The 24924-nt window shown below is 65.3% G+C and carries 22 protein-coding genes and 1 pseudogene; 5 read left to right on the top strand and 18 right to left on the bottom strand.

Going from position 1 to position 24924, the window contains the following annotated elements; genetic code table 11:
• Positions 1–102: 102 nt before the first annotated feature.
• The 3 genes from RPPS3_RS05595 to RPPS3_RS05585 all read right to left on the bottom strand — a co-directional run bounded on the left by RPPS3_RS05595 (position 103) and on the right by RPPS3_RS05585 (position 4803).
• Positions 103–1002: a 4-(cytidine 5'-diphospho)-2-C-methyl-D-erythritol kinase gene (locus RPPS3_RS05595; RefSeq protein WP_107343215.1), complete on the bottom strand. Its 900-nt coding sequence runs from the start codon at positions 1000–1002 to the stop codon at positions 103–105.
• Between the two features lie 105 nt (positions 1003–1107).
• Positions 1108–2889 (bottom strand): tetratricopeptide repeat protein, encoded by a 1782-nt coding sequence (locus RPPS3_RS05590; RefSeq protein ID WP_107343214.1) that lies wholly within the window; start codon positions 2887–2889, stop codon positions 1108–1110.
• Between the two features lie 255 nt (positions 2890–3144).
• Positions 3145–4803 (bottom strand): electron transfer flavoprotein-ubiquinone oxidoreductase, encoded by a 1659-nt coding sequence (locus RPPS3_RS05585; protein ID WP_107343213.1) that lies wholly within the window; start codon positions 4801–4803, stop codon positions 3145–3147.
• A gap of 201 nt (positions 4804–5004) precedes the next feature.
• Here RPPS3_RS05585 and RPPS3_RS05580 point away from each other — a divergent pair, with 201 nt between their 5' ends.
• Entirely contained in the window at positions 5005–5832 is an 828-nt protein-coding gene (locus RPPS3_RS05580; RefSeq protein WP_107343212.1) for a uracil-DNA glycosylase, read from the top strand.
• A 58-nt stretch (positions 5833–5890) separates the two neighbouring features.
• Here RPPS3_RS05580 and RPPS3_RS05575 read toward each other — a convergent pair whose 3' ends face one another.
• From RPPS3_RS05575 to RPPS3_RS05565, 3 genes are all read right to left on the bottom strand, one after another.
• Positions 5891–7399 carry a glycosyltransferase family 39 protein gene (locus tag RPPS3_RS05575; protein WP_107346451.1) on the bottom strand — a complete coding sequence of 503 codons (1509 nt, stop codon included), beginning with the start codon at positions 7397–7399 and terminating at the stop codon, positions 5891–5893.
• Between the two features lie 71 nt (positions 7400–7470).
• Positions 7471–8367: a ribonuclease HII gene (locus RPPS3_RS05570; RefSeq protein ID WP_107343211.1), complete on the bottom strand. Its 897-nt coding sequence runs from the start codon at positions 8365–8367 to the stop codon at positions 7471–7473.
• A 96-nt stretch (positions 8368–8463) separates the two neighbouring features.
• Positions 8464–9624, bottom strand: a complete 1161-nt coding sequence (locus RPPS3_RS05565; RefSeq protein ID WP_107343210.1) for a PA0069 family radical SAM protein — start codon at positions 9622–9624, stop codon at positions 8464–8466.
• A 181-nt stretch (positions 9625–9805) separates the two neighbouring features.
• On the opposite strand from RPPS3_RS05565, the gene RPPS3_RS05560 reads away from it, so the two are divergent.
• A complete protein-coding gene (locus RPPS3_RS05560; RefSeq protein WP_107343209.1) occupies positions 9806–10372 on the top strand; it encodes a glycosyltransferase in 567 nt (188 codons plus the stop codon).
• A 155-nt stretch (positions 10373–10527) separates the two neighbouring features.
• Positions 10528–11469: a bifunctional helix-turn-helix transcriptional regulator/GNAT family N-acetyltransferase gene (locus RPPS3_RS05555; protein WP_107343208.1), complete on the top strand. Its 942-nt coding sequence runs from the start codon at positions 10528–10530 to the stop codon at positions 11467–11469.
• 159 nt (positions 11470–11628) lie between these two features.
• Here the strand turns inward: RPPS3_RS05555 and RPPS3_RS05550 are convergent, their stop codons facing one another.
• The 5 genes and pseudogenes from RPPS3_RS05550 to ypfJ form a co-directional block, all read right to left on the bottom strand.
• Positions 11629–12381, bottom strand: coding sequence for a CoA-transferase (locus tag RPPS3_RS05550; RefSeq protein ID WP_107343207.1), 753 nt, complete (start codon positions 12379–12381; stop codon positions 11629–11631).
• Positions 12378–13196, bottom strand: a complete 819-nt coding sequence (locus RPPS3_RS05545) for a CoA transferase subunit A (RefSeq protein WP_107343206.1) — start codon at positions 13194–13196, stop codon at positions 12378–12380. The genes RPPS3_RS05550 and RPPS3_RS05545 overlap by 4 nt, the downstream gene beginning before the upstream one ends.
• A 112-nt stretch (positions 13197–13308) precedes the next feature.
• Positions 13309–13857 (bottom strand): molybdenum cofactor biosynthesis protein B, encoded by a 549-nt coding sequence (moaB, locus tag RPPS3_RS05540; protein WP_107343205.1) that lies wholly within the window; start codon positions 13855–13857, stop codon positions 13309–13311.
• 130 nt (positions 13858–13987) lie between these two features.
• A pseudogene (locus RPPS3_RS05535) lies at positions 13988–14274 on the bottom strand (GIY-YIG nuclease family protein).
• Positions 14275–14392: 118 nt separating this feature from the next.
• A complete protein-coding gene (ypfJ, locus tag RPPS3_RS05530) occupies positions 14393–15313 on the bottom strand; it encodes a KPN_02809 family neutral zinc metallopeptidase (protein ID WP_107343203.1) in 921 nt (306 codons plus the stop codon).
• Between the two features lie 380 nt (positions 15314–15693).
• On the opposite strand from ypfJ, the gene RPPS3_RS05525 reads away from it, so the two are divergent.
• Positions 15694–16824 carry a site-specific DNA-methyltransferase gene (locus tag RPPS3_RS05525; RefSeq protein ID WP_107343202.1) on the top strand — a complete coding sequence of 377 codons (1131 nt, stop codon included), beginning with the start codon at positions 15694–15696 and terminating at the stop codon, positions 16822–16824.
• A gap of 321 nt (positions 16825–17145) precedes the next feature.
• Here RPPS3_RS05525 and RPPS3_RS05520 read toward each other — a convergent pair whose 3' ends face one another.
• The 7 genes from RPPS3_RS05520 to RPPS3_RS05490 all read right to left on the bottom strand — a co-directional run bounded on the left by RPPS3_RS05520 (position 17146) and on the right by RPPS3_RS05490 (position 24596).
• Positions 17146–17511 (bottom strand): cytochrome b5 domain-containing protein, encoded by a 366-nt coding sequence (locus tag RPPS3_RS05520; protein WP_107343201.1) that lies wholly within the window; start codon positions 17509–17511, stop codon positions 17146–17148.
• Positions 17508–18770 carry a ferric reductase-like transmembrane domain-containing protein gene (locus tag RPPS3_RS05515; RefSeq protein ID WP_107343200.1) on the bottom strand — a complete coding sequence of 421 codons (1263 nt, stop codon included), beginning with the start codon at positions 18768–18770 and terminating at the stop codon, positions 17508–17510. The genes RPPS3_RS05520 and RPPS3_RS05515 overlap by 4 nt, the downstream gene beginning before the upstream one ends.
• Positions 18771–18774: 4 nt before the next feature.
• Positions 18775–19086: a hypothetical protein gene (locus RPPS3_RS05510; RefSeq protein WP_107346450.1), complete on the bottom strand. Its 312-nt coding sequence runs from the start codon at positions 19084–19086 to the stop codon at positions 18775–18777.
• 235 nt (positions 19087–19321) lie between these two features.
• Entirely contained in the window at positions 19322–19975 is a 654-nt protein-coding gene (locus RPPS3_RS05505; RefSeq protein WP_107343199.1) for a DsbA family protein, read from the bottom strand.
• Positions 19976–20036: 61 nt separating this feature from the next.
• The gene (locus RPPS3_RS05500; RefSeq protein WP_107343198.1) at positions 20037–23261 is read right to left on the bottom strand and encodes an efflux RND transporter permease subunit; all 3225 of its coding nucleotides are present in this window, start codon (positions 23259–23261) and stop codon (positions 20037–20039) included.
• Positions 23258–24253, bottom strand: coding sequence for an efflux RND transporter periplasmic adaptor subunit (locus RPPS3_RS05495; protein WP_107343197.1), 996 nt, complete (start codon positions 24251–24253; stop codon positions 23258–23260). Before RPPS3_RS05495 ends, RPPS3_RS05500 begins: the two co-directional genes overlap by 4 nt.
• 1 nt (position 24254) lies before the next feature.
• Positions 24255–24596 (bottom strand): ArsR/SmtB family transcription factor, encoded by a 342-nt coding sequence (locus RPPS3_RS05490; protein ID WP_107343196.1) that lies wholly within the window; start codon positions 24594–24596, stop codon positions 24255–24257.
• A gap of 80 nt (positions 24597–24676) precedes the next feature.
• On the opposite strand from RPPS3_RS05490, the gene RPPS3_RS05485 reads away from it, so the two are divergent.
• A complete protein-coding gene (locus tag RPPS3_RS05485; protein WP_013500959.1) occupies positions 24677–24880 on the top strand; it encodes a YgaP family membrane protein in 204 nt (67 codons plus the stop codon).
• Positions 24881–24924 lie beyond the last annotated feature (44 nt).

The following is a 24924-nucleotide window of genomic DNA, read 5'->3' as shown; positions in this document are numbered from 1 at the left end:
GGTTGTTTGGCCGAGAAGCTTCCCGGATCTGCGCCGCCGAGGTGCCCTGAATCTCGAGATTCCGGGTTCGCGCTTCGCGTGCCCCGGAATGACAGAGAATGGTTAGCTCAGGCTGCCGGCGTGGACCCACCAGCCAGGATGCGCGGCGCGGAGCGTATCCGCGGCGGCACGAGCCGAGGCATCATCGGCGTACAGCGCAAAGCAGGTCGCCCCCGAACCGGACATCCGGGCGAGCTGAACGCCGGCGGTCGCCCGCAGCGCCTCTAGCACGGTGCCGACAACCGGCTCGACCTTGAGGGCCGGCGGCTCGAGATCGTTGGTACCGGCCTTGAGCGCCACGACCCAATCGGCGAGCGGCGCACCGGCTTTCGGCCAGGCGGGCGCAGCGAGGACGTCGGTCGCGCCGACCGCAAGCGAGCCTGGCTTCAGACCCAGCGCAGTGAACACGTCCTTGGTGGCCACCGGCACCCGCGGATTGACCATCACGGCCGGGATCCGCGGCAGCGGCAGCGGCGACAGTTTCTCGCCGACGCCGGTCATCACGCAGGGCTTCGACGGCAGGCACACCGGCACATCGGCGCCGGTCAGCCGGGCGGCCTCGATGAGACGTGGATCGTCAACGGCGAGATCATTGGCGCGGGCGAGCAGTCGCAGCGCCGCGGCAGCGTCGGCCGAACCGCCGCCGATGCCGGCAGCCACCGGCAGATGCTTGTCGAGCGTGAAGGCGCCGGTGATCAGGTTCGGCACACGTTCGCCGAGCAGCCGCGCTGCCTTCAGCACCAAATTGTCGGCGCTGTCGCCGCAATCCTGCGCGCCGGGGCCGATCGTGGTCAGGCTCAGCGCCGCACCCGGCTGCAAGGTCAGGTGATCGGCGCAATCGGCGAACGCCACCACGCTTTCCAGCTCGTGGTAGCCGTCGGGGCGACGGCCGACCACGCGCAGCGTCAGGTTCACCTTGGCGCGCGCCTCGTCACGCAGTGTTGTCGCAGAGCCGTCGGTCACGGAAATCGTCTCCTGGAGCGCCGGTTCTGAGCGAAACCGAACCGAAGCTCCACCCCCCTTTTAGGCGCGTTCGCGGTCCCGGCGCAAAGCCCTGACCGCGCCGCCTCAGCCGCCCTTGCCGTCTTCTTTCTTCTTGTCCGCGGAAGCCGCCGAGGCCTTGTCCTCGTCGGGCAGACCGTTGGAGATCTTGCCCTCGATCTTCGGCAGCTCCTCCGGATCGGGCTTGAGGTCTCGGGCGTGCGCCCACTGGAAGCGCGCTTCGAGCGTGCGGCCGACCCGCCAATAGGCATCGCCGAGGTGATCGTTGATGGTCGGGTCCTCGGGCTTCAGCTCGATCGCCCGCTCCAGCGTCTTCACCGCATTCTCGTAGTCGCCGATGCGGTAATAGGCCCAGCCGAGCGAGTCGACGATGTAGCCATCGTCGGGACGCTGATCGACCGCGCGCTTGATCATGGTCATCGCCTCGTCGAGGTTGATGCCCTGATCGATCCAGGAATAGCCGAGATAGTTCAGCACGTGTGGCTGGTCGGGCTGCATCTGCAGCGCCTTCTTCAGGTCGACCTCGGCCTTCGCCCACTGCTTGGAGCGCTCCTCGCAGATGCCGCGGAAGTAGTAATACACCCAGGCGTTCTTCTCGGCGCCGGTGAGCGCGTCGATGCCCTTGGAGTAAGTCTCGCCGCAATCGGCGAACTTCTTGCGGCCGCGCTCGATATTGCCGAGCGCCATGATGGCTTCGAGATCTTTGCCGTCCTCGGCGATCACGCCCTTGAGGATTTTGATCGCTTCCTCGCTGCGGTCGGAGGCGTCGAGGTCGGTGGCGAGCTGGATCTGGGCGTTGCGCTTCAGCGGCGAGGATGCCGGCACGCGCTCGTACACCTTGATCGCCATCTGCGGCTTCTTCACCGACTCGTAGAGATCGCCGAGCGCCAGCAGCGCGAGCGCATGGTTCGGTTCGAGGTAGAGCGCGAGCTGCAGATACACCAGCGCAAGATCTTCGCCACCGCGCCGGGTCAGCGACGCGCCAATGCCGTACAGCGCCTCGGCGGCGCCGGCCTGCGGGCTGTCGACCAGCGGCGACAACTTCTTGCCGGCCTTGACCTCGCGGATGCCGTCTTCGATCAGCGGATGACGCGGCAGCTTCTTGTCGAACGCCTGATAGACCGCGAGCGCCTCGGCTTCGCTCTTGTTGCGCGACAGCCAGCGCGCATAGGACTCGACCACGCGCAGCGCGGAATCGTCGAGCTTGTAGGCGCGCTCCAGCCGTTCGCCGGCGTCCTTCTGGCGGTTGGCCAGCTCAAGCATCATGCCGGAATGCAGATCCTTGAAGATCGGATACCACTCCGGACCGGCGAGCTTGTCGATGTTGCCGACCGCGGTCTTGACGTCGCCGGCGCCGTACAGCGACCAGCTCGAAATCAGGGTGGCGATCAGGTCGGTGATCGGGCCGCGAACCGACTGGTTCACGTTACGAACCGCCGCGGCATACTTCTTGGTCTTCAGATCACGGATACCGATCACCAGCCGGGCGACGCGGTTGGACTTGTCGATCTTCAGCACGCGATCGGCGAGCTTGACCGCCTCATCGATATCACCTTCGGCGAGCGACGAGATGAAGGCGCGGTCGAGCAGCTCGTTGTTGCTCGGATCGGTGCGCAGCGCCGAGCGGTAGAACGCAGCGGCGGAGGCCGCGTCACGTTCGATGCTGGCATGGCGGGCGGCCAGGTAGCTGCCGGCGGTCGTCATCGACCGCAGATCCTGGGTGGTCGGAAACTGTGCCGAATTGTCGGCCGGGTGATCGGGGGTCTGCGCCAGCGCCTGTCCGGCGATCGGCATCGCCACCAGCGTGAGGGCGACGGCCATCGATCGACGGATTCGAAGGGAAAGCATCAAGGTTGCCTAGCTCCAGGAAAAGGCTCGTTGGCCCGGCCGCCGAGCCGGCAGCATCGTGTCGACAATGCCGCGTTTGGCGCTCAACCGCAAGGATAGGCCCGACGGCGCACAATGCCGCGGTCCCCGACGGCGCCGGTGGGCGGTCGCTGGATTGAGACGGTGGCAACATGGCAGGATCGTGGCCGCGCGGCGAGGCATCGCCTCGCCGCCGCTCACGGACGCGTGGTCAAAGCTGCGGGATCAGAACAGCGATCACATGCCCTGATAATTCGGACCGCCGCCGCCTTCCGGCGGAACCCAGGTGATGTTGCCATTCGGGTCTTTGATGTCGCAGGTTTTGCAGTGGACGCAGTTCTGCGCGTTGATCACGAAGCGCGGGCCGGTCGGCTCTTCCACCCACTCGTACACCGCAGCCGGGCAGTAGCGGCCCGACGGGCCGGCATAGACGTCGTGCTCCGACGTCTTCTGCAGCTGCATGTCGGCGACCTTGAGGTGCACCGGCTGGTCTTCCTCGTGATTGGTATTCGACAGGAACACCGAGGACAGGCGGTCGAAGGTCAGCTTGCCGTCCGGCTTCGGATTTTTGTGCGGCTCATGCGACTTGGCCGGATCGAGCGTCGAGCGGTCGGGCTTGCCATGCGACAGCGTGCCGAACACCGAGAACCCGAACGTCGAACACCACATTTCAAAGCCGGCCAACACAACGCCAACCGCGGTGCCGAACTTCGACCACAGCGGCTTGACGTTGCGGACCCGGAACAGGTCCTTGCCGACGACGGAATCACGCCAGGCGTTTTCGTAGTCCACTGGCTCGTCGTTGGTCCGGCCGGCAGCGAGCGCCGCCGCGACGTGTTCGGCGGCCAGCATGCCGGAGCCGATGGCGTTGTGGACACCCTTGATGCGCGGCACGTTGACGAAGCCCGCAGCGCAGCCGATCAGCGCGCCGCCCGGGAAGGTCAGGCGCGGCACCGACTGATAGCCGCCTTCGGTGATGGCGCGGGCGCCGTAGGAGATGCGCTTGCCGCCCTCGAAGATCGGCGCCACCGACGGATGGGTCTTGAACTTCTGGAACTGCTCGAACGGCGACAGATACGGATCGTCGTAGTTGAGGTGCACCACGAAGCCGACCGCCACCAGGTTGTCGCCGTAGTGATACAGGAACGAGCCGCCGCCGACATTGTTGCTGAGCGGCCAGCCGAACGAGTGGGCGATCCGGCCCTTACGATGCTTGGACGGCTCGACCTGCCAGATTTCCTTGAGACCAATGCCGAACTTCGGCGGATTGGAATCCTTGTCGAGCTTGTAGTTGGCGATCAGCTGCTTCGACAGGCTGCCGCGCGCGCCTTCGGCGAACAGCGTGTACTTGCCGAGCAGTTCCATGCCGCGGGTGTAGGAATCCTTCGGCTGGCCGTCGCGGCCGATGCCCATGTCGCCGGTGGCGACGCCGCGCACCTCGCCATTGTCGCCGTACAGCACTTCGGTGGCGGCGAAGCCGGGATAGATCTCGACGCCGAGTTCCTCGGCCTTCGGCCCGAGCCAGCGGCACAGATCACCGAGCGAGCCGATGAAATTCTTATGGTTGTCGAGCATCGGAGGCACCATGATGTTTGGCACCTTGAGCGCTTTCGACGCGGTCATGACGTAGAAGTGGTCGTCTTCGACGTGGGTCTTCAGCGGGCAGCTCTCGTCTTCGCGCCAGCTCGGCATCAGGCGATCCAGCGCCGACACGTCGATCACCGCGCCCGACAGGATATGGGCCCCGACTTCGGAGCCCTTCTCCACGACCACCACCGACAACTCGGGGTTGATCTGCTTCAATCGAATGGCGGCTGACAGTCCCGACGGGCCTGCTCCCACGATCACGACGTCGAATTCCATCGATTCGCGGGGCGGCAGCGTTTCATCACTCATCGTTTTTTCTCGCAGGACTCTCGGAGACGTTTCCTCGGGTGTTCTTTCGCATTTTTAGAAGAAGAACAACCACCCAAATGTACCGGCTGGCTCATCTTTCCAGCTTCGAGATCATAGATGCGAAAATAAGTTTCGCATTGCGGAACATGATGCATCGAGATCGGCTGTTCTGTTTCCCGCATTCACGGTAAACCACGCCGCATGACACCCGATCCTGTGCCGAGCCTGCGTCAATTGCTCGCGTTCTATCTGGACGCAGGGGTGGATTGCGCGCTCGCAGAGGATCCGATCAACCGGATGCTCGACGACGCGCCTGAGCCGGCTGCACGCGAGGCGGCGCCGGAACCTCGCGCGATGGTCAAGCCAGCCTTACATGCACCGCCGCCGCCGCTGGCATTCGGTGCGCCACCTGCGAGCCCGGACGCTGCGATCATCTCAGCCCGCGAGGCCGCAGCGACCGCACCCAGCCTGGACGTGCTGCGCGAGCTGATGCAGCGTTTCGACGGCTGTGCGTTGCGCGCGACTGCAACGCAGCTGGTGTTCGCCGACGGCAATCCGCAGGCCAAAGTGATGTTCGTCGGCGAAGCGCCCGGCCGCGACGAGGACATCGAAGGGCTGCCGTTCGTCGGCCGCTCCGGCAAGCTGCTCGACCTGATGCTCGCCGCGATCGGGCTGAACCGCGGCAACGTCTACATCGCCAACGTGATCCCATGGCGGCCGCCGGGTAACCGCACGCCGACGCCTCAGGAGACCCAGATCTGCCTGCCGTTCATCCGGCGGCAGATCGAACTGGTGAACCCGGACCTGCTGGTAACGCTCGGCAACCCGTCGACCCAGGCGCTGCTCGGCACCCGCGACGGCATCATGCGGACCCGCGGCCGCTGGTTCGACTACGACACCGGCACCCGCACCATCCGCGCCCTGCCGACGCTGCATCCGGCCTATCTGCTGCGCCAGCCGACTTACAAACGGCTCGCCTGGCAGGATCTGCGCGCGATCGCGACCGCGCTCGCCGCGACGTCCAACTAAGCAAAAACAATCAAGAAGGTCAGTTCGTCTGCGATCGCGCCGCGCAGCTGCGGCGGGCTTAAGGCGCTTTCGGCCGCACGATCGCCCAACCGATCCGCAGCAGCGGCTGACGCCCGGAGATCATCCGGTCGAAACCGCGCGGCAGCTCCGGCACGATGCCCGGGAAGCGTTGGGCGATCTCGTCCGGCGGCCGGCCCGCCGTATCGGCCGCACGCCACACCACCACGCCGCCGTTACGTTCGAAGTCGCCTTGCTTGATCCACGGCGTCCGCGCCGGCGTGGCATCGAGCAAAAGATGCGGGCGCGACGGCGCCAGAGCGATCAGGCTGGCGAGCTGCGGATCGCCGGCGACCGCAGGCAGCGGCTTGCCGGTGCGGCGTTCGAAACTGTCCGCGAAGAACTGCGCCATCTGCTTGGATGGCATCGAGGTCGGCACCTCGGCGCGCGTCAGCCAGGGCTGCACAACCACGGTGAAGATCACCGCGACGGCGGGTGCTGCGATCAGCGCCGCCCAGGCCGAGCGCAACAAGCGCTGGCGATGCAGATACAGCACGTCGCCAATCACCATCATCACCGCGAGACCGGCGAGCAGCAGCACCACGCCCGCACCGCCGACCACATGGCCGAGGCCGAACACGGCGGCCGCGATGCTGGCGACAATCGGCGGCACCAGCGCGAACACATAGACGAACTGCCGCGCCAGCGGATCGACCGGCGGCCGCGCGATCATCGGCGCGTCGTGGTGCTTGGGGGCGAACCGGCCGATATTGAGCACCGCGAGCAGCGCAATGCCGGCGAGCGAGATCACCAGTCCGCCGAACAGCTTCAATCCCAGCAGCGCGCGATCGCCGAGATCCGCCGTGGTCGGCAGCGCCGGCAGCGCAAACTGATCGGCGCGCAGCAGCCAGACGCCATAAGGCAGCGCCAGCACGGCGATCACCAGCAGGGCGAATACCGTATCAAGCGCGACCAGCGCCCGGCGGCAGCGCGCATTGGCGAGCGCGAAGGCGAGCGGCAGCAGGAGCAGCGCCGGCGCCGCAACGGTGGTCAGCAGCAGCAGGCCGATCTCAATCGACAACGCGAACCAGGCCGCACGGCGGTGCTGGCCGATCACCTGCCAGCCGTGCCACAGCACCAGCGCCCACAGCGGCCGCGCCAGGATCAGCGGGCCGAACTCGACGCCCGAGCCAGCAAAGGCGGTGACCGTCGAGGTCAGCAGCACCGCGACCACAGCGTATTGTGGCCCGACCACGCTGCGGGCGAGCTGGAACAGCGCATAGAACGTGACGACGAAGCAGAGCTGCGCCAGCACATAGACGCCGATCATGTGATTGCCGGCGGCCCGATAGGCGACATCGGCGAGCCAGAACGCCAGCGGCGGACCAAGATCAGTGCCGACCTGGTACTCGCGGCCATAGGCCAGCACCACCGCCACATCGCCCGGAGGGCTGGCGTAGAACAGCGTCGGCACCAGCACCCACAGCAGCGCCTGGGCGCACACCACCAGCCAGAACACCAGCAGCGGCCGTGCGCGGATCAGTTCGACGATCAGGGAGGCGAAGCGCATGTGGGGCCAGCGAAATTCGGTCTGACCGTGATAGAGCCCGGCGGCCGCACGCGCAACCGGCGCCGCCGCACTCACGCGGTGGCTTCGACCGTAACGTCGGCCTCGAACAGGTCGCGGATCTGCGGCGGCCGAGCGCCTTCGATCTTCTGCCAGGCTGCGGCGACCGGCGCGAAGAAGCGGCGGTGATGCACCGTCGGACCAAGCCGCGCGAGCGCATCGAGATGCTCCGGCACGCCGTAGCCCTTGTGCTGCTCGAAGCCATAGCCGGGGCATTCTTCGGCGAGACGGCACATCATCCGGTCGCGTGACACCTTGGCGATGATCGAGGCCGCGGCGATCGAGGCAATCAGACCGTCGCCGCCGATCACGGCTTCACAGTCGCATTTAGTTGCCAGCCGGTCACGGCCGTCGACGAACACATGGCGCGGCATCTCGGGCAGCGCATGCACCGCGCGGGTCAGCGCCCACAACGACGCACGCAAAATGTTGTCGCGATTGATCCGTTCCGGCGAGGCATAGACCACCGAGACTTGCGCAGTGGCGCAGATCTCGTCGAACAGCGCCTCGCGCTTCTCCGCCGTCAGCCGCTTGGAATCGTCGAGCCCCTTGGGCACGCGCTTGGGATCGAGCACCACCGCGGCCGCCACCACCGGACCAGCCAGCGGACCACGGCCGGCTTCGTCGCAGCCGGCGATCGGCCAGATGCCGCGCTTGATCAGCGTGCGCTCGCGCCGGAAGCTCGGCGGCGCCACCGCGATCACGCCCTTCAACCCCTTGGCAGAGGCGGGCTTGCTGCCGGCAGCTTCCTTCGCGCCGGCTTTGGAAGAAACAGCCTTGGACGCAACAGTCTTCGAAGCCCGAACCTTCGCGGTGGACGCTTTCCCGCCATCCGCTCTGGCGGCCTTGCCGCCCGATCGGCTCGCGAGCTTGGCCGGAACCTTGATCGGCTGTTTGGTATCCCGAATCATGCCGCGATGCTGCGGGCGAGGCACAGCCGGCGCAACCGTAAACTCCGGATCATGCCCGCAATTCAGCGAGACCAGCGGGAACCGGGCCCCCTGCCCTCAGAACAGGCTGAGTTGCTGCCCGGCCTTCTCCGGCTTCTCGAAATGATCGAGGGTCAGCTTGGAGCGGCGCTTGTTCAGCCCGAGCCGCGTGCAGGCGGTCTCGAACCTCCGGCCGATCATCCAGGCGATCGGGCCGGTCCCCTTCATCCGGGTGCCCCATTGCGAGTCGTAGTCACGGCCACCGCGCATGTCGCGGATCAGCGTGAAGACGTGGCGATAACGGTCCGGATAGTTCGCCATCAGCCATTCGCGGAACAGGTCACGCACTTCCAGCGGCAACCGCAGCAGCACATAGCTCGCTTCCTTGACACCGGCATGGGCGGCGGCATCGAGGATGCGCTCGATCTCCATGTCGTTGAGCGCCGGGATCACCGGCGCCACCATCACAGTGGTGGGGATGCCGGCATCGGCGAGCAGCTTCAGCGCTTCGAGTCTCTTGGCCGGTGCCGAAGCGCGCGGCTCCATGCTGCGGGCAAGCTTCGGATCGAGCGAGGTGACGGACAGCGCCACCTTGGCGAGCTGCCGCTTGGCCATCCGCGCCAGGATGTCGATGTCGCGCACCACCAGTGCCGATTTGGTGACGATGCCGACCGGGTGGCCGGTCTTCTCCAGCACCTCGAGGATGCCGCGCATGATTTTCCGTTCACGCTCGATCGGCTGATACGGATCGGTGTTGGTGCCGATCGCGATCATCCGCGGCTCGTATTCCGGCGCCGCCAGTTCACGCTCGAGCAACGCAGGCGCATCGGGCTTGGCGAACAGCCGGGACTCGAAATCCAATCCCGGCGACAGACCGAGATAGGCGTGGGTCGGCCGGGCGAAGCAGTACACGCAGCCGTGTTCGCAGCCACGATACGGATTGATCGAGCGATCGAAGCCGATATCGGGCGAGTCGTTGCGGGTGATGACTTTGCGAGCGGTATCCAGCGCCACCGTTGTCTTGAACGGCGGCAGGTCCTCAAGGCTCTCCCAGCCGTCGTCGAAGGCGGTTCGCGCCTCGGCCTCGTAGCGGCCGCTGGCGTTGGACTGCGCGCCGCGACCGCGGCGTCGCTGCTCGTCAACCGCCGCCTCGGTGGCAGGGAAAGGGGAAGGCGCGCCCACCGGCTCGGAGGGCGCCGTGACCGGCGGGCGCTTGAGGGCATTGGATGCTCTGCTCATGCGTCCAAGATAGCGAGTCGAAAGAACAAATCAAGAACAAACGTTCGACTCGCACCGTCCGTCACCGGCGACGCGCCGGAGTTTGCCCGGATGATGGGCATTGCGCAATTCGCGGCTGATTTCGCGGCAGTGAGGTGCTAAGCGTGGCGCGCATCTGTCGTCGTAGGGTCACCCGCCGGACATGTTGAGTGTGATCATTTCTACCGAAGGCGTCGAGCGGACCGCCGTCGCCACGCTGGCGTCGCTGGTCCCGGGCGCTGCGGCCGGGGTCGTCAGCGACGTGACCTTGGTCGATCGCGGCGGCAGCGACACCATCGCCCGCGTCGCCGATGTGGCCGGCTGCAACTATCTCGCCTTCGACGGCAATCGCGCCGCAGCGCTCGCGGCCGGAGCCAAGCAGGCCCGCTCACCTTGGCTGATGTTTCTCCATGCCGGTGCGGTGCTCGATCCGGGCTGGATCGAGGAGACCACCCAATTCATCGAAGGCGTCGCCGCCAGCGGCCATCCGCGCGCCGGCATCTTCCGCTACGCCAGATCGCCCTATGCCCCGAGCGGGTGGCGCGAAGGCCTGACGGCGCTGATCCGCAGCTTCTCCAGCTCCGGCGCTGACCAGGGGCTTGTGATCGCGCGCGACCACTACGTTCGCCTCGGCGGGCACGCTGGACATGGCGCGGAAGCAACGTTGCCGCGCGACCTCGGCCGCTCATCCCGCACCCTGCTGCGCAGCCGCGTCATCCTCGCCGCCTAACCTCGTTTCGAAGCCGCCCCTTCGATCGAACCGCACGTCGCAATAGTTGCCTTTGGCAATCATTTTGTTGACACAAGCAATTAATGCGGCTGAGATGGTTTCGCTCGCCCAGCGATCTCACAAGAAGATCGCCAAAGGCCGACCGGAGACGACGAATGGAAGCAGCCATCGCGCAGCAGCAATCGAACCACGGCGACGAGGTCGCGCTGGTGCGGGCCTTCAACCGGTTCTACACGGCACGGCTCGGCGTGCTCGAGCAGCGGCTGATGGACAGCCCGTTCTCGCTCACAGAAGCGCGGATTCTGTACGAGCTGGCACATCGCGACTCGCCGACCGCCAAAGAGATTGGTACCGAACTGAGGCTCGATCCCGGCTATCTGAGCAGGATCATCCAGGGTTTTGCCGATGACGGCCTGTTGAAGAGATCGCCCTCGCCAGCCGACCGGCGCCAGCATCTATTGACGCTGACCGCCAAGGGCCGCGCCGCCTACGCCAAGCTCGAACGCAGTTCACAGAACGAAGTGACCGCGATGCTGTCGGGCCTGCCGCCGGGCGAGCGGACGCGGCTGACCGCGGCGATGTCCACCATTCAGGGGTTGCTTGGTGCAGGGAGCGCGCCGCCGCCGATTCTGCGCAGTCCGCGGCCGGGCGATATCGGCTGGGTGGTGCAGAGCCACGGAGCGTTCTATGCGGCCGAATACGGCTTCGATGCGTCGTTCGAAGCCCTGGTGGCGGAGATCGCCGGACAGTTCCTGGCGTCGCAAGATCCAGGCCGCGAGCGTTGCTGGATCGCCGAGTACGACGGCGCACAAGCCGGCTCACTGTTCCTGGTGCGCGACAGTGACGACGTCGCCAAGCTGCGGCTGCTGCTGGTAACGCCACAGGCGCGCGGGCATCAGCTCGGACGCAAGCTGATCGAGGAGGCGATCGGCTTTGCGCGCCACTGCGGCTATCGCAAGGTCACACTGTGGACGCAGAGCATCCTGACCGCGGCTCGGCGGATCTATCAGGACGCGGGCTTCCAGCGTGTCGCGGCCGAGCCGCATCGCAGCTTCGGCCAGGACTTGATTGGTGAGACCTGGGAGCTGAGCCTGTAATGCCGCCGCGGCGCACCGAGACGCCGCGTGTCACCGCCGAGCTGATCGCCTTCCACACCAAACGTGGGCGGGCGCTGCGGCGTGCCGCGCTCGTGACCGCTCTCCAGATCCTCATTCGCCGGCTGCGCGCCGCGCGGACGTCGCAGCCACAAGGAGCGCCTACGCCGCCCGATCCGCCACCAGCGTTTCGGCAAATCGCGGGTAGCACTCGGCAAGCTCGTCGGTGACGCGGCCGCGCAGCAGCGCCAGCGTCTCCGCGTCCGGCTCCGGCGTGAACGGCACCTGCGGCGGAACGTCGTAGTCGAATCCGGTGGCGGCGCGGATTTCCTCCGCCGAGCTGCCGCGATGCACGCTGCGCAGACAGAACCGCTTGCGCTGCTGATCGAAACCAAACAGCGCGAGCCCGGTGAGCAGCGCGTACGGCCCGCCGCTCCGATAGATCCGCTCGCTCGCGCCTGGCGCGCTGACGAAATCGACCTTGTCGACCAGGACGCGCGGCGAATGCTCCTCGCGAAACAGGATCACCCGCGGCACCAGATAGTACATGAAGGCCGAGCCGAACGAGCCGGGCCAGCGCACTTGGCTCGCCGGGTAGTCGCCAGTGCCAACCAGATTGATGTTGGCCTGGCCATCGATCTGGCCGCCGCCAAGAAAGAACGCGTCGATCCGCCCTTGCGCGGTGGCGTCGAACAGCTCGAACGCACCATTGGTGAAGAAGTTGTGCTGGCGCGACCCGAGCACGATCACCCGCACCGGGTCGCGGCCGCGGCTCTCACTGCGGGCGCGCAGCAGCATCGCGCCGGCGGCCGGAATCGGAGACGAGGCGCCGACCGCGACGGTGCGGACGCCGTCGAGCAGATCGGCGATGGTGGCGATCAGGATTTCACGCGAAGTCGCAGGTGCTCGGCTCATGCCACCGCCTCGAACTTCCGGGCGAAGCCCTGCATGTAGGCGGCGAAGCCGTCAGCCGAGCGCGCCATCTTGGCGTAGCGCGCGACCTCGGCGGTGTCGGTATTGTATTCGCCGGCGAGGCTGAGCGGCCACGCACCATTCTTGGCCTCGGCGATCGCACTGACATACAGCGCCGGCAGCACGCCGGCGGCGGCGTTCTCGTCCGCCAGCAGCGAAGTCTCGACGATACGCTCGACCGTCACAAGTGTGGTCTTGGCCGCATAGGCCATCGCGGCGAGTTCGGTCTGCCGGCCGATCCGGACGTTACCGAACCGGTCGGCTTCGGGCGCGTGGAACAGCGCGACATCCGGGCGGATCGCCGGCACCACCACGATCGGATCGTCCGGCGCGTAGGGATTGTCGATCACCTTCCAGTCGTCGCGCGCGCTCAGAATATCGCTGCCGATGATGCCGCGGATCGGCATGAACGGCACGCCCTTCTGACCGGCGACGAGGCCGGCGAGGATCGCCGGGCAGGTCGCGTCCTTCATTACAAACGCGCTGCTGCGGATGCCTTCGGCGAACCGCGGCGCGCCGCCGGCTTCGCCAAGCGAGATCGCACTGGTCTCGACCGTGCCGACCAGGCCTTCACCAATCAGAATATCGGCCTGCAGGCCGCTGATCGGGATACAGACGAGATGCAGATTGCGCGGCCGGTTGGCGATGATCGCGGCGGTTGCCGTCATCGCTACGCCGCTGGTGTCGGACGGCACCGCCACCATCATGCCGTCGCGGATCTGCGCGGCAAGCGCCTCGATCGAAACGATCTGGCCCAAAGCATCCTCCCATCGTCGCGGCGCCTTGTTGCGCCTTATGATTGGAGGCGATGGTTCCGTGGCACGTCGCGGCTGTCAAGGCACGCCGACGGTGGATGCCGATGCGCGCGGGTCAGCTCTTGCTGCGGCGCAGATGCTCGTCGAGCCGCGGCATGATTTCGACGAAGTTGCAGGGGCGCGTGCGATAATCGAGCTGCGCGGCCAAAATGCCATCCCAGCCATCGCGGCAGGCGCCAGGCGAACCCGGCAGGCAGAAGATATAGGTGGCGCCGGCAACGCCCGCGGTCGCGCGCGACTGGATCGTCGAGGTGCCGATCTTGCCCCAGCTGATCATGTGAAAGGCAATCGAAAACCCATCCATCCGCTTCTCAAACAGCGGCTCGATCGCCTCCGGGGTCACATCGCGCCCGGTGAATCCGGTACCGCCGGTGGTGATAATCGCGTCGACGCCATCGTCGGCAATCCAACGGCGGATGATGGCGCGGATCTTCTCGACGTCGTCGGTGACGATCTCACGCGCCGCCAGCCTGTGCCCTGCCCCGCTGAGCCGCTCGACCAACGTGGCGCCCGACTTGTCGTCATCGAGCGAGCGCGTATCGGACACCGTGAGAACGGCGATGTTGAGCGGAATGAAGGCTTTGGGTTGGGTGACGGATGCCATCGTCAGATTCCTGCGTCATTGCGAGGAGCGAAGCGACGAAGCAATCCACAAGCTCGGTGCACAGCGCCTGGATTGCTTCGCTTCGCTCGAATGACCGATGCCTCTGTTGCAGTCAATCTGCAGATTTCGATCAGATCAACCTATCAAAAAGGTCCTGCCATCCGGATTTAGGCCTTCGATCAAAGCAATCTTCTTGGCACGATTGCCAGCCTTGATTTGCTTCTCGCGTGTGATCGCTTCGAGCATGGTCTCGTGAAGCTCGTACCACACCAGCAAGCGACAGCCATACTTCTTGGTAAATCCGTCGACGAGGCCTTCCCGGTGTTCATAAGCCCGCTTCGGGAGATCGCTCGTCACCCCAACATACAGCGTGCCGTTTCTGCGGCTGGCGACGATGTAAACGTAGGGCTGCTTCATAGCGCTCTCCCGAGCAGAGCAGTAACGGCCGGGGTTTTGCTTGAGGCTCCTGGATTGCTTCGCCTTCGGCTCGCAATGACGGGACTTGGTTGGCGCTCTCTTTCTTATGGAGCGCTTGTTACAGCCGCTCCGCCCCAAACGTGTTGCAGGCCTGGACGGTGCCCTGCTGATAGCCGGTCATGAACCAGCGTTTGCGCTGTTCGGCGGAGCCGTGGGTGAACGAGTCCGGCACCACTTCACGGCCGGCGCGGCGCTGCAGCGTGTCGTCGCCGATCGCGGCGGCGGTGGTGAGCGCGGCGTCAATATCGCCGTCCTCGATGAAGTTGGGACGCTTCTTCTTTTCGCGGTTGACCCAGACGCCGGACAAGCAGTCGGCCTGCAGTTCGACGCGCACCTGCAGAGCGTTGGCTTCGGCCCGCGAGCCGGCAGCTTCCTGAGCCCGCGTCACCTTCGGCAGAATGCCCAGCAGGTTTTGAACGTGATGGCCGGCCTCATGCGCGATGATGTAGGCGGCGGTGAACTGGCACGCCGAGCCGGAGCAGCCGCGGAAGCGGGTCTCGACCTGCTTGAAGAACGAGGTGTCGATGAAAATCTGCTTGTCCGGCGGACAATAGAACGGTCCCATCGCCGCCTGCGCCATGCCGCAGCGCCCGCCATTGGTGCGGCCGCGGAACAGGACGATCTTCGGCCCGACATAGGTCTGGCCATTGGCCTTGAAGATTTCGGTCCAGCGATCGTCGATTTCGCCCAGCACACCCGAGATCATGCTGCCCATCTCGTCGGTCGGCGCGCCCTGCTTGCCGGACCGGCTGTCGGCCTGATGATGCTGCGTCGTCTCCGAGATCATCTCGGCGCCGCTGATCAGCAGCCGCGGATCGATCCCCAGCGCCCAGCCGACGATACCCAGCACCACGATGGTGCCGATGCCGAGGCCGCCGCCGCCCATCGGAAATCCGAATCCACCACCACCACCCCCGCCGCCCTCTTGATCCCGGCGGTCATCGATATTGTCGCTGCGACGGAAGTCATCGAAACGCATCAGCCTGTCCTCGGTTTGGCCGCACCGGCGATTCGGGGCCGGTCCTCGTGTGTAGCCGATCGGAAAAAATCGGCGACAATTAGCATTAACCCGCCCGGCAAATATTGCCTAGTGCGCAGCCCTGACACCGGCGAGGACAACGCACAGCCGGCGTCCGGGCAGCCAAAGCCGTGCGTAAACACCGATGGTGTAAACGTTTGCACGCGTTCATCGCGATCGACATGCCGGCAGAGAGAACTGTTCCTCCGTCCGTTCGTTCCGTGGTCACCAAACTGCAATCCAATTAAGTCGATTTTTACTTTGACGGGTCATTGTAGTGGCTAGTCGGTTTGTTGGTCCCGCGTCGCCGACGGCGTCACATGAGTCAGGTTAGTTGAGTCATGGTTGTGTCGCGTCGCGGGGCGTCTGCAAAGGCGCCCCGCACTCAATTTGAAGATATGCCCGAGAGCCGAATCATCGTCGGTGATTGCATCGCCGAGATGGAGAAGCTCCCGCCGAAGTCGGTGGATCTGGTGTTCGCCGATCCGCCGTACAATCTGCAGCTCAAAGGTGCGCTGAAGCGTCCCGACGAATCGGAAGTCGACGCCGTCGACGACGATTGGGACAAGTTCGCGTCCTTCGCCGCTTACGACAACTTCACCCGTGCGTGGCTGCTCGCCGCGCGACGGATCATGAAGCCGTCTGCGACGCTGTGGGTGATCGGTTCGTACCACAACATTTTCCGCGTCGGCACGATCATGCAGGACCTCGGGTTCTGGGTGCTCAACGACATCGTCTGGCGCAAATCGAATCCGATGCCGAACTTCCGCGGCCGTCGTTTCACCAATGCGCATGAAACGATGATCTGGGCGGCGCGTGACGAGAACGCCAAGGGCTACACCTTCAACTACGATGCGTTGAAGGCGGCCAACGAGGACGTTCAGGCGCGCTCCGACTGGCTGATTCCGCTGTGCACAGGCGACGAACGGCTGAAGGGCAAAGATGGCAAGAAGGTGCACCCGACGCAGAAGCCCGAACAGCTTCTGGCGCGCGTACTCCTGAGCTCGTCGAAGCCCGGCGATCTGGTGGTCGACCCGTTCAACGGGACCGGCACGACAGGTGCTGTCGCCAAGCGTTTGCGCCGCAACTACATCGGTATCGAACGCGACAAGACCTACGCCGAAGCGGCGCGGGCGCGAATCGATGCGATCGAGCCGCTGCCGGACGACACACTGAAGCCGTTCCTCACAGCGCGCGATGCACCGCGGGTGGCGTTCTCCGAACTGATCGAGCGCGGCATGATCTCGCCGGGCGCACGACTGGTCGATTCTAAGAAGCGGCACGGTGCGCTGGTGCGTGCCGACGGCGCCATCATGCTTGGCGACAAGGTCGGCTCGATCCACCGGATCGGTGCGATGGCGCAGGGCTCCGAAGCCTGCAACGGCTGGACGTTCTGGCACGTCGAAACCAGCAAGGGTCTTCGGCTGATCGACGAACTCCGCGCCGAAATCCGCAGCACGATGAACGCCTAGGGCAAAAAAGTCTCTCCGGTTCTGGTCCAATCAGAACCGGAGCTGTCTTTTTACGCGGTGCTCCATGCAAGCCGCGTCTGATGTCCCTAAGACATCGCTCTAGAGCGCTTCATGGATTCATCGAAGCGGATTTAGCCCTTGCCAAGGGTCCAAAATCCTCATCCTGAGGAGCCCGGCATCGCCGGGCGTCTCGAAGGATGAGGAGCCACATCGCCTGCGGCGCATGGTTCGAGACGGCGCTTCGCGCCTCCTCACCATGAGGTTGTGCCTGTTGTGAGCACTCCGAAGCATGGTCTCGATTCTATCAAAAACAGAACCGCTCTAGCCTCCGCCGACGAACCGTCCGATCCGGTACTTCGGCAGCAACGCGTCGGCTTCGGGCGAGTGCTTCCGTCCCTTGGTCTTGGTGTCGTACGCCTCAGATGCTTCCTTGCCGCACCACGGCTCGATGATGCTCGGCCGCGATGGGTGATCCGGCAGATACGCCGTGATGTCGTAAACGTTGCCGCGAATCGCCATCCAGCAATCCTGCGGCACAGCGTGCCGGGCCAGCTCGGCCGAGCCGATCTCGCGCTCGGCAGCGGTCGCACTCGTGTCGGTGCCGGGCACTAAAAGGTTGCCGATCCAGAAGCCGGCAACGGCGATCCAAAACGCGGCGGTCGAGACGTAGAACAGCTTGCGCATCATCTGAACTCGAAATTCTCGTAGTGGACATGCTGGGCGGTGACGCCGCGCGCCGCGAGCGCCGATTTCAATGCGGCGACCAGACCGGGCGGTCCGCACAAATAACACTCCGCGCGCGACAACTCGCCGGCAGTCGGCAGCAGCGGGCCGAGATCGGGAACATCGTCGCCGGTCTCAACGGCGTGGAGCGTGAACTTCGGATCCGACGCTGCGGTTGCGCGCAGCTCCGGCAGAAATGCCGCGTCAGCTTCGCTGCGATACAAATACAGGAGCCGCGTCGGATGCAGCAGCGGACCGGCGTTCAGCAAAGCCACGAACGGCGTGACACCGATCCCACCTGCCACCCAGAACTGCGGTGCCTTTCCGTGCGGATCGACGAAGCCGCCGAAACCTCCGATGACGCGGGCGGCCACGCCGGGCTCGATCGCCAGCATCCGGGTGGTGCAGTCCCCGAGCGCCTTGATGGCGAGATGCAGCTCGTCACGGTTCGCGATTGTGCTGACCGTAAACGGATGGAATTCGCCGCAGCCGCGATAGCGTGCGCCGTTGCCGAATTCCGCCAGGACGAACTGGCCGGGCGTCACCATCGCCGGGTCGCCGAGTGGACGCAGCACGACCTCGACCGATCGCGCAGCCAACGGCCGCGCCGACGTGACGACATACGGCCGCGCGGCAAGGCCGAGATCCCCGCGGATCAGCCGCCAGCCGAGGATCGCTGCCGCGACCGCGAGGATCGGCAGTACCGGCTCGTCGATGCCGAGCAGGATCAGGTGCACCAGCCCGGTCAGCACGCCGAGGCCGAGTAGCGCGTGCAGCCAGCGCCAAGTGCCGTAGCGAATGCTGCGGATGAAGGTGGTGACGAGGCCGCCCATCAGCAGCAGCAAGCCAAGCCAGCCGGACCATACCGGCCAGCTCTCGGTGAACGGCGACAGCGTCTGCCAGGCGACCCGCGCCGCCGGCAGGTTGTTGGCGGCGAGCAGCAGCGGATGGAGCAACAGAACCAAATAAGCAGCGAGCCCGGTGCCGTGGTGCCAGCGATACATCCGCTCCAGGCCGCCGAGCCAGGCGGCTAATCGCGGCTCGCGCAGCATCAGCAGCAGGCTGACCAGCAATAGACCACAGCCGAGCCAACCGGTGACGATGCCGGCGGCGCGGATCGGCGGCAGACCTTCGGGAAACGCCCAGACCGCAAAGCCCACCGGCACCACGCACGACAGCAGCGGAACCGACCACTGGCGCACAGCTGCGGCAGCGGCTGCCATGGCCTCAATCCCGCCCGGACTTCAGATGGTCACAGAAGTCGCGGCCGCCATGCGGCAGGTCGAGCCCGCGCTCGCGTGCCCGCTGTACCATCAGCGCGTGATGTTCCGCCCGATAGGCTTCGCACGCATTGTAGTCGGTGAAGCTGCGCACCCGTCCCTGATGTTCGATCCGCTCCTGCGGCGACATCAGCATCCAGCCGCGGGTATTGCCCTCGTCGGCGCGCCATGGCGCAGCCTGTGCTGGGGTAGCCCACGGTACCAGCGCCAGCACATTGATCATCACGGCAGCACACGCCGCCAAGCGGATGCAGAGCATGACCGTCATCCCGCTGCGATGCGACGGCTCAGCTTAGCGCGCCCACAGCGGTTGTGAAGATGACTCAGATCAAGCAACGGGCGAGATTGGCGACTGAATCTGCCCTCTCTCCGTTATTGCGAGTGAACTCTCCGTCATTGCGAGCGAAGCGAAGCAATCCAGGCCACAGACGCAGCTTGGATTGCTTCGTCGCTTCGCTCCTCGCAATGACGAGAAGGGAACGTTGACGAAGCTATTACTTCTTGTCGGTCTTCTTCGCCGCTTCGCGGGCGTCCTTGATCGCCTGCTTGAACAGCGCGACATCGAGCACGCCGGGCACGCGGAAGCGGCCGACGATGAATGACGGCGTACCTTGAAAGCCGAACGCCTTGGCCTGGGTGTCATTGCGCTTGAGGATCGCCTCGATCGTGGCGCGGTTGGCGTCGAGATCCTTGGTGGCGCGATCGACATCGATCCCGCCGGCCTTGAGCGTCTCGTTCAACGTGGTCTCGGTCAACTTCGAGGTCGCGCCGATCAGCGCTTCGTGCGCCTGCAGAAACTTGCCCTGGTACTTCGAAGCGAGCACCAGCTTGGCGGCATCGACCGAGACGCCGCCAAAGATCGGCCAATCCTTCAAGACCAGGCGGATGTTGCCATCCTCCTTGACCACCTTCATCAGGTCCGGCGCCACTTTCTTGCAATACGGGCAGCGATAGTCAGACCATTCGACGATGGTGATGTCACCCTTCGGATTGCCGGCGACCGGGATCTCGGCGTCGTAAAGCACCGCGTCGGTCGACAGTACATCCTCGGCGTCCGGCGCGGTCGGGGCCGCTCCGGCCTTGGCGGCAACAAGCGCGGGAGCGAGAGCGAGCGCCGCCGTCATGGCCGACCGTCGGGAGATCATCATCAGGTTCCAATCCTCAGGCTTTGAGCGCGCCTGTTGTGCACCGGATCGCAGCGCCGTGCCATCACTTTGCCGTGGCCGGCGGCGGATTTGGCGTTTTGTCGCGCAACACGATGTAGATCGCCGGAATCACCAGAACCGTGAGCAGGGTCGATGACGCCAGGCCGAACAGCAGCGAGATTGCCAAGCCCTGGAAGATCGGGTCGAGCAGGATCGTCGCCGCACCGATCATCGCCGCGAGCGCGGTGAGCAGGATCGGCTTGAACCGGACCGCGCCGGCCTGCAGCACGACCTCGCGCAACGTCTTGCCGGCGCCGCCAGAGTGCCGAATGAAGTCGACCAGCAGGATCGAGTTGCGCACGATGATGCCGGCGAGTGCGATGAAGCCGATCATCGAGGTGGCGGTGAATGGCGCCCCGAGCAGCCAATGGCCGATCAGGATGCCGATCAGCGTCAGCGGGATCGGCGTCAGGATCACCAGCGGCAGCTTGAAGCTTTTGAACTGCGCCACCACCAGCACGTAGATTCCGAGGATCGCCGCGCCGAACGCCGCGCCCATATCGCGGAACGTCACCCAGGTGATTTCCCATTCGCCGTCCCACAACACGGTTGGCTTCGACTCGTCTGACGGCTGGCCATGCAGGCTGATCGCCGGCTTCGGCAGTTTGCCCCAGTCGTGGGATTCGATCAGCTTGTCGACGTCGAGCATGCCGTACAGCGGCGCTTCGAATTTGCCGGCGAGTTCGGCCATCACCATGTCGGCGAACCGGCCGTCACGCCGGAAGATCATCGGCGAGCCGACTTCCTTGGTGGCCTTCACCAATTGGCCGAGCTCGACCACCGTCTTGGCGCCGGGCAGCGAATTGGCCGGCACCGGCGTCGAAGCCAACGCCTCATTCCATTCGAGATCGCGCTTCGGCAACCCGACCGTAATGGCGATCGGATTGCGGCCTTCGCCGCGATGCGAGTAGCCGATCGAGGTGCCGCCGAACAGCGCCTGGATGGTGTCATAGACGTCCTTTTGTTCGACGCCGAAGAACTCCAGGCGATCCTGATCAATCGACAGCCGCAGCCGCGGCCGCGGCTCGCCGATCGAATTGTCGACATCGACGATGAACGGCACCTGCTTGAAGATCTTCTCAACCTCGGCGGTGACCGCACGACGGGTGGCGGCGTCGGGACCGTAGATCTCCGCCAGCAGCGTCGACAGCACCGGCGGACCAGGCGGCACCTCGACGACCTTGAGGCTGGTGCCTTCGGGCAGCTTTAGCGTCTGCAATCGCTTGCGCAGATCGAGCGCGATGTCGTGGCTGGCGCGGCTGCGCTCGCCGCGCTCCTTCAAATTCACCTGCAGCTCGCCGAGTTCCGGCCGCTCGCGCAAGTAATAATGACGTACCAGACCGTTGAAGTTGAACGGCGCTGGCGTGCCGGCGAAGGTCTGCACCGAGGTGATCTCGGGCAGGCCGCGGGCGATATCGGCCGCAGCAAACAGCGTACGCTCGGTGTCCTCCAGCGTGGCGCCTTCGGGCAGGTCGAGCACCACGGCGATCTCGCTCTTGTTGTCGAACGGCAACAGCTTCACCGTCACCGACTTGGTGTAGAATAGCGCCATCGACATCAGCGTGGCGATGCCGACGCCGAGCAGGAAGATCCACGCCGCGCGCTTGCTGGCGACGATCGGCGAAGCGAAGCGGCGGTACAGCCGGCCGAGCCGGCCCTCGTCGTGCTCGCCATGCGCGGCCACAGATACGCCCTGCTTCGGCGCCAGCTTCAGCATCAGCCACGGCGCCACCATCATGGCGACGAAGAACGAGAACAGCATCGCGGCCGATGCATTGGCCGGGATCGGCGCCATATACGGCCCCATCAGCCCGGACACGAACAGCATCGGCAACAGCGCTGCCACCACAGTCAGGGTCGCAATCACAGTCGGATTGCCGACCTCGGCCACCGCCTCGATGGTGGCCTGCAGCCGCGGCCGGCCGTCCTTCATCCCCCAATGCCGGGCAATGTTTTCAACGACCACAATCGCGTCGTCGACCAGGATGCCGATCGAGAAGATCAGCGCGAACAGGCTGACGCGATTGATGGTGTAGCCCATCAGATTGGCGGCAAACAACGTCAGCAGGATCGTGGTTGGGATCACCACCGCGGTGACGATCGCCTCGCGCCAGCCGATCGCGATCGCGATCAGCACCACGATCGAGATCGTGGCGAGACCGAGATGGAACAGCAGCTCGTTGGCCTTCTCGTTGGCGGTCTCGCCGTAGTCGCGGGTGATGGTGACGGCGACATCCTTCGGGATCAGCGAGCCTTGCAGCGTCGCCAGCCGCGCCTTGATGTCGTGCGACACCACCACTGCATTGGCGCCGGCGCGCTTGGCGAGCGCGAGCGTCACCGCCGGCACGCGGTCCCATTGGCCGCCGGCGTCGCGGGCGTCGTTCCACACCCGGTGCTCGGCGATATTCGGCCCGATGATCACCGAGGCGACGTCTTTAACGTAGACCGGACGATTGTCGCGGGTCGCGACCAGCAGCAGGCCGATGTCTGGAATACCCATCAGGGTCTGACCGGCTGAGACGCTGCGCATCGTGCCAGCGTCGCGCACATTGCCGGCGAGGAACGAGCGATTGGCGTCCTTCACCTTGGCGACAAGCTGCTGCAGCGTCACGCCATATAGCGACAGCTTCTCCGGATCGGGCTCGACCCGGATCTGCTGCGCGCCACCGCCGGAGATATAGGTCAGGCCGATGCTGTCGACCTTCATCAGCTCGGAGCGCAGCTTGTCGGCGACTTCGTACAGATCCTTATCGGTCCAGCGTGCCGCAGCCTCCGGCTTCGGCGACAGCGTCAGCACCGTGACGGCAACGTCGTTGATGCCGCGGCCGACAATCAGCGGCTCGGGAATGCCGACCGGGATGCTGCCGATGTTGGCGCGGATCTTCTCGTGCACGCGCAGGATCGCGTCTTCGGCCTTGGTCCCGACCAGGAAGCGGGCGGTGACCATGACGCGGTCGTCTTCGGTCTGGCTGTAGACGTGCTCGACACCGTCAATGCCTTTGACGATCGCTTCCAACGGCTTGGTGACAAGCTCGACCGCATCCGGCGCGCGCAGGCCATCGGCGTTGATACGGATGTCGACCATCGGCACGCTAATTTGCGGCTCTTCCTCGCGCGGGATCGCCGCGAGCGCGATCAGCCCGGCGATCAGCGATGCCAGCAGGAACAGCGGCGTCAGCGGCGACTGGATCGTGGCCTTGGTCAGGCGGCCTGAGATTCCGAGGTTCACGGCTGCACCAGCCTGTCACCGGGACGCAAGCCCGACAGAATTTCGAGACCGTCCGGCATCTCCTGCGTCGGATGCTCGCGGCCGCGCTGCACCGGCACCGCCACCGTCTTGCCGGGTTCGCCAAGATGCACGTAGTCGATACCGAATTCGGTGGTGATGAACTTCGACGGGATCACGAAGGCGGGGCGCTCGCCGCCGGAAATCCACACCCGCAGCCGGTCGCCAACGAAGTACTGCGGCAGCCCTTCGACCGTTGCGTCGGCAACGACGCGGCCGTCTTCGATCTGCGGATACACCAGGTCGATAGTGCCGAATTTGGCGACCTGATCGCCGAACTCGCTGCCGTCCACCCGGATCTTGTCGCCGGCCTTGAGAAAGCGCGCGTGCCGTTCCGGCACCCGCAGCCGCAGCTTGTAGTGCTGCTGCGCCACCGTGACGATCGGATCGCCCTGCAGCACCACCGAGCCGACGGTGATCATCTTCTTCAGCACCCGGCCGTCGTCCGGCGACAGCACCTGGCCTTCCTTGAACTGCTGTTGCACCACCGACCGCTCCGCGGTCTTGGCGCGCAGATTGTTCTCGGCGACGTTGAGCGCGGTGCGCGCTTCGTCCAGCTTGGTGCGCGGCAGCGTACCGCGCTCGACCAGGCCCGAGGTGCGGTCGTAGTCGATCTGCGCCTGGCTGGCTTGCGCCTGCAGCGCCTGGATCTGGGCATCGAGCGAATTCATCTGCAGCGTCAGCTTGTCGTCGCCGATCGTCGCGATCTCCTGGCCGCGGGTGACGCTATCGCCCTCCCGCACCTTCAGCGCCACCACCGTGCCGCCGATCCGCGCGCGGGCCGGCACCACGCTGATACTTTCAACGGTGGCGAATACCGCCTTCTCGTCGGAGATTCTGGTCTCCGCCACGGTCAGCGTCGCCGCGGCATGCGCCGCCACCGCTCCGAGCAGCAATGCGGCGACCGCGCCGCTCATCGTCCATCGCAGTCCCATGTCATGCCCTTGCAGGTTTGCGGCCCGTTATTCCGATCGCCTGCCCCGGGCAGAACACCCGGTACAGCGTCGTCAGCACTTCGCGCGCCGGTTCGCTGGTGATCGAATAGAAAATCGACTGCGCATCGCGTCGCGCCGACACCAGCCCGTCGCGCCGCAGCAGCGCGAGATGCTGCGACACCGTCGAGTCGCGCAGATCCAGCGCTTCGGCGAGTTCTCCAACCGAGCGCTCGCCATCCACCAGCTGGCAGATGATCAGCAGCCGATGCCGGTTCGACAGCGCCTTCAGAAGCTCGCTGGCCTGGTCGGCGGCAACCACCATCGGATCGTCTGTTATTTTCATATTTGCGTATATACGATTATTCGAATATATAGTCAACACGAACGCAGACGGCGGGGCCGTCACACAGGAGGAAGAATGCGATGAATCTCGATCAAACCGTGCTCGCCTTCGCCGGCACTGTCGTGCTGGTGAGCCTCGCGCTCGGCTGGCTGGTCAGCCCCTATTGGCTGCTGCTCACGGCATTCGCCGGGGTCAACATGATCCAGGCGTCGTTCACGGGCTTCTGCCCGGCGGCGATCGTGTTCAAAAAGCTCGGCCGTCCGGCCGGCAACGCGTTTTCGTAAGGGCGACTGGAAACCAACAACAGACGTCATTGCCGGGCTCGACC

It is taken from the genome of Rhodopseudomonas palustris, assembly GCF_003031265.1.
GTDB lineage: Bacteria > Pseudomonadota > Alphaproteobacteria > Rhizobiales > Xanthobacteraceae > Rhodopseudomonas > Rhodopseudomonas palustris_H.
Note: the sequence above shows the minus strand (reverse complement) of the source record. Positions and strands in the feature narration are given on the sequence as shown.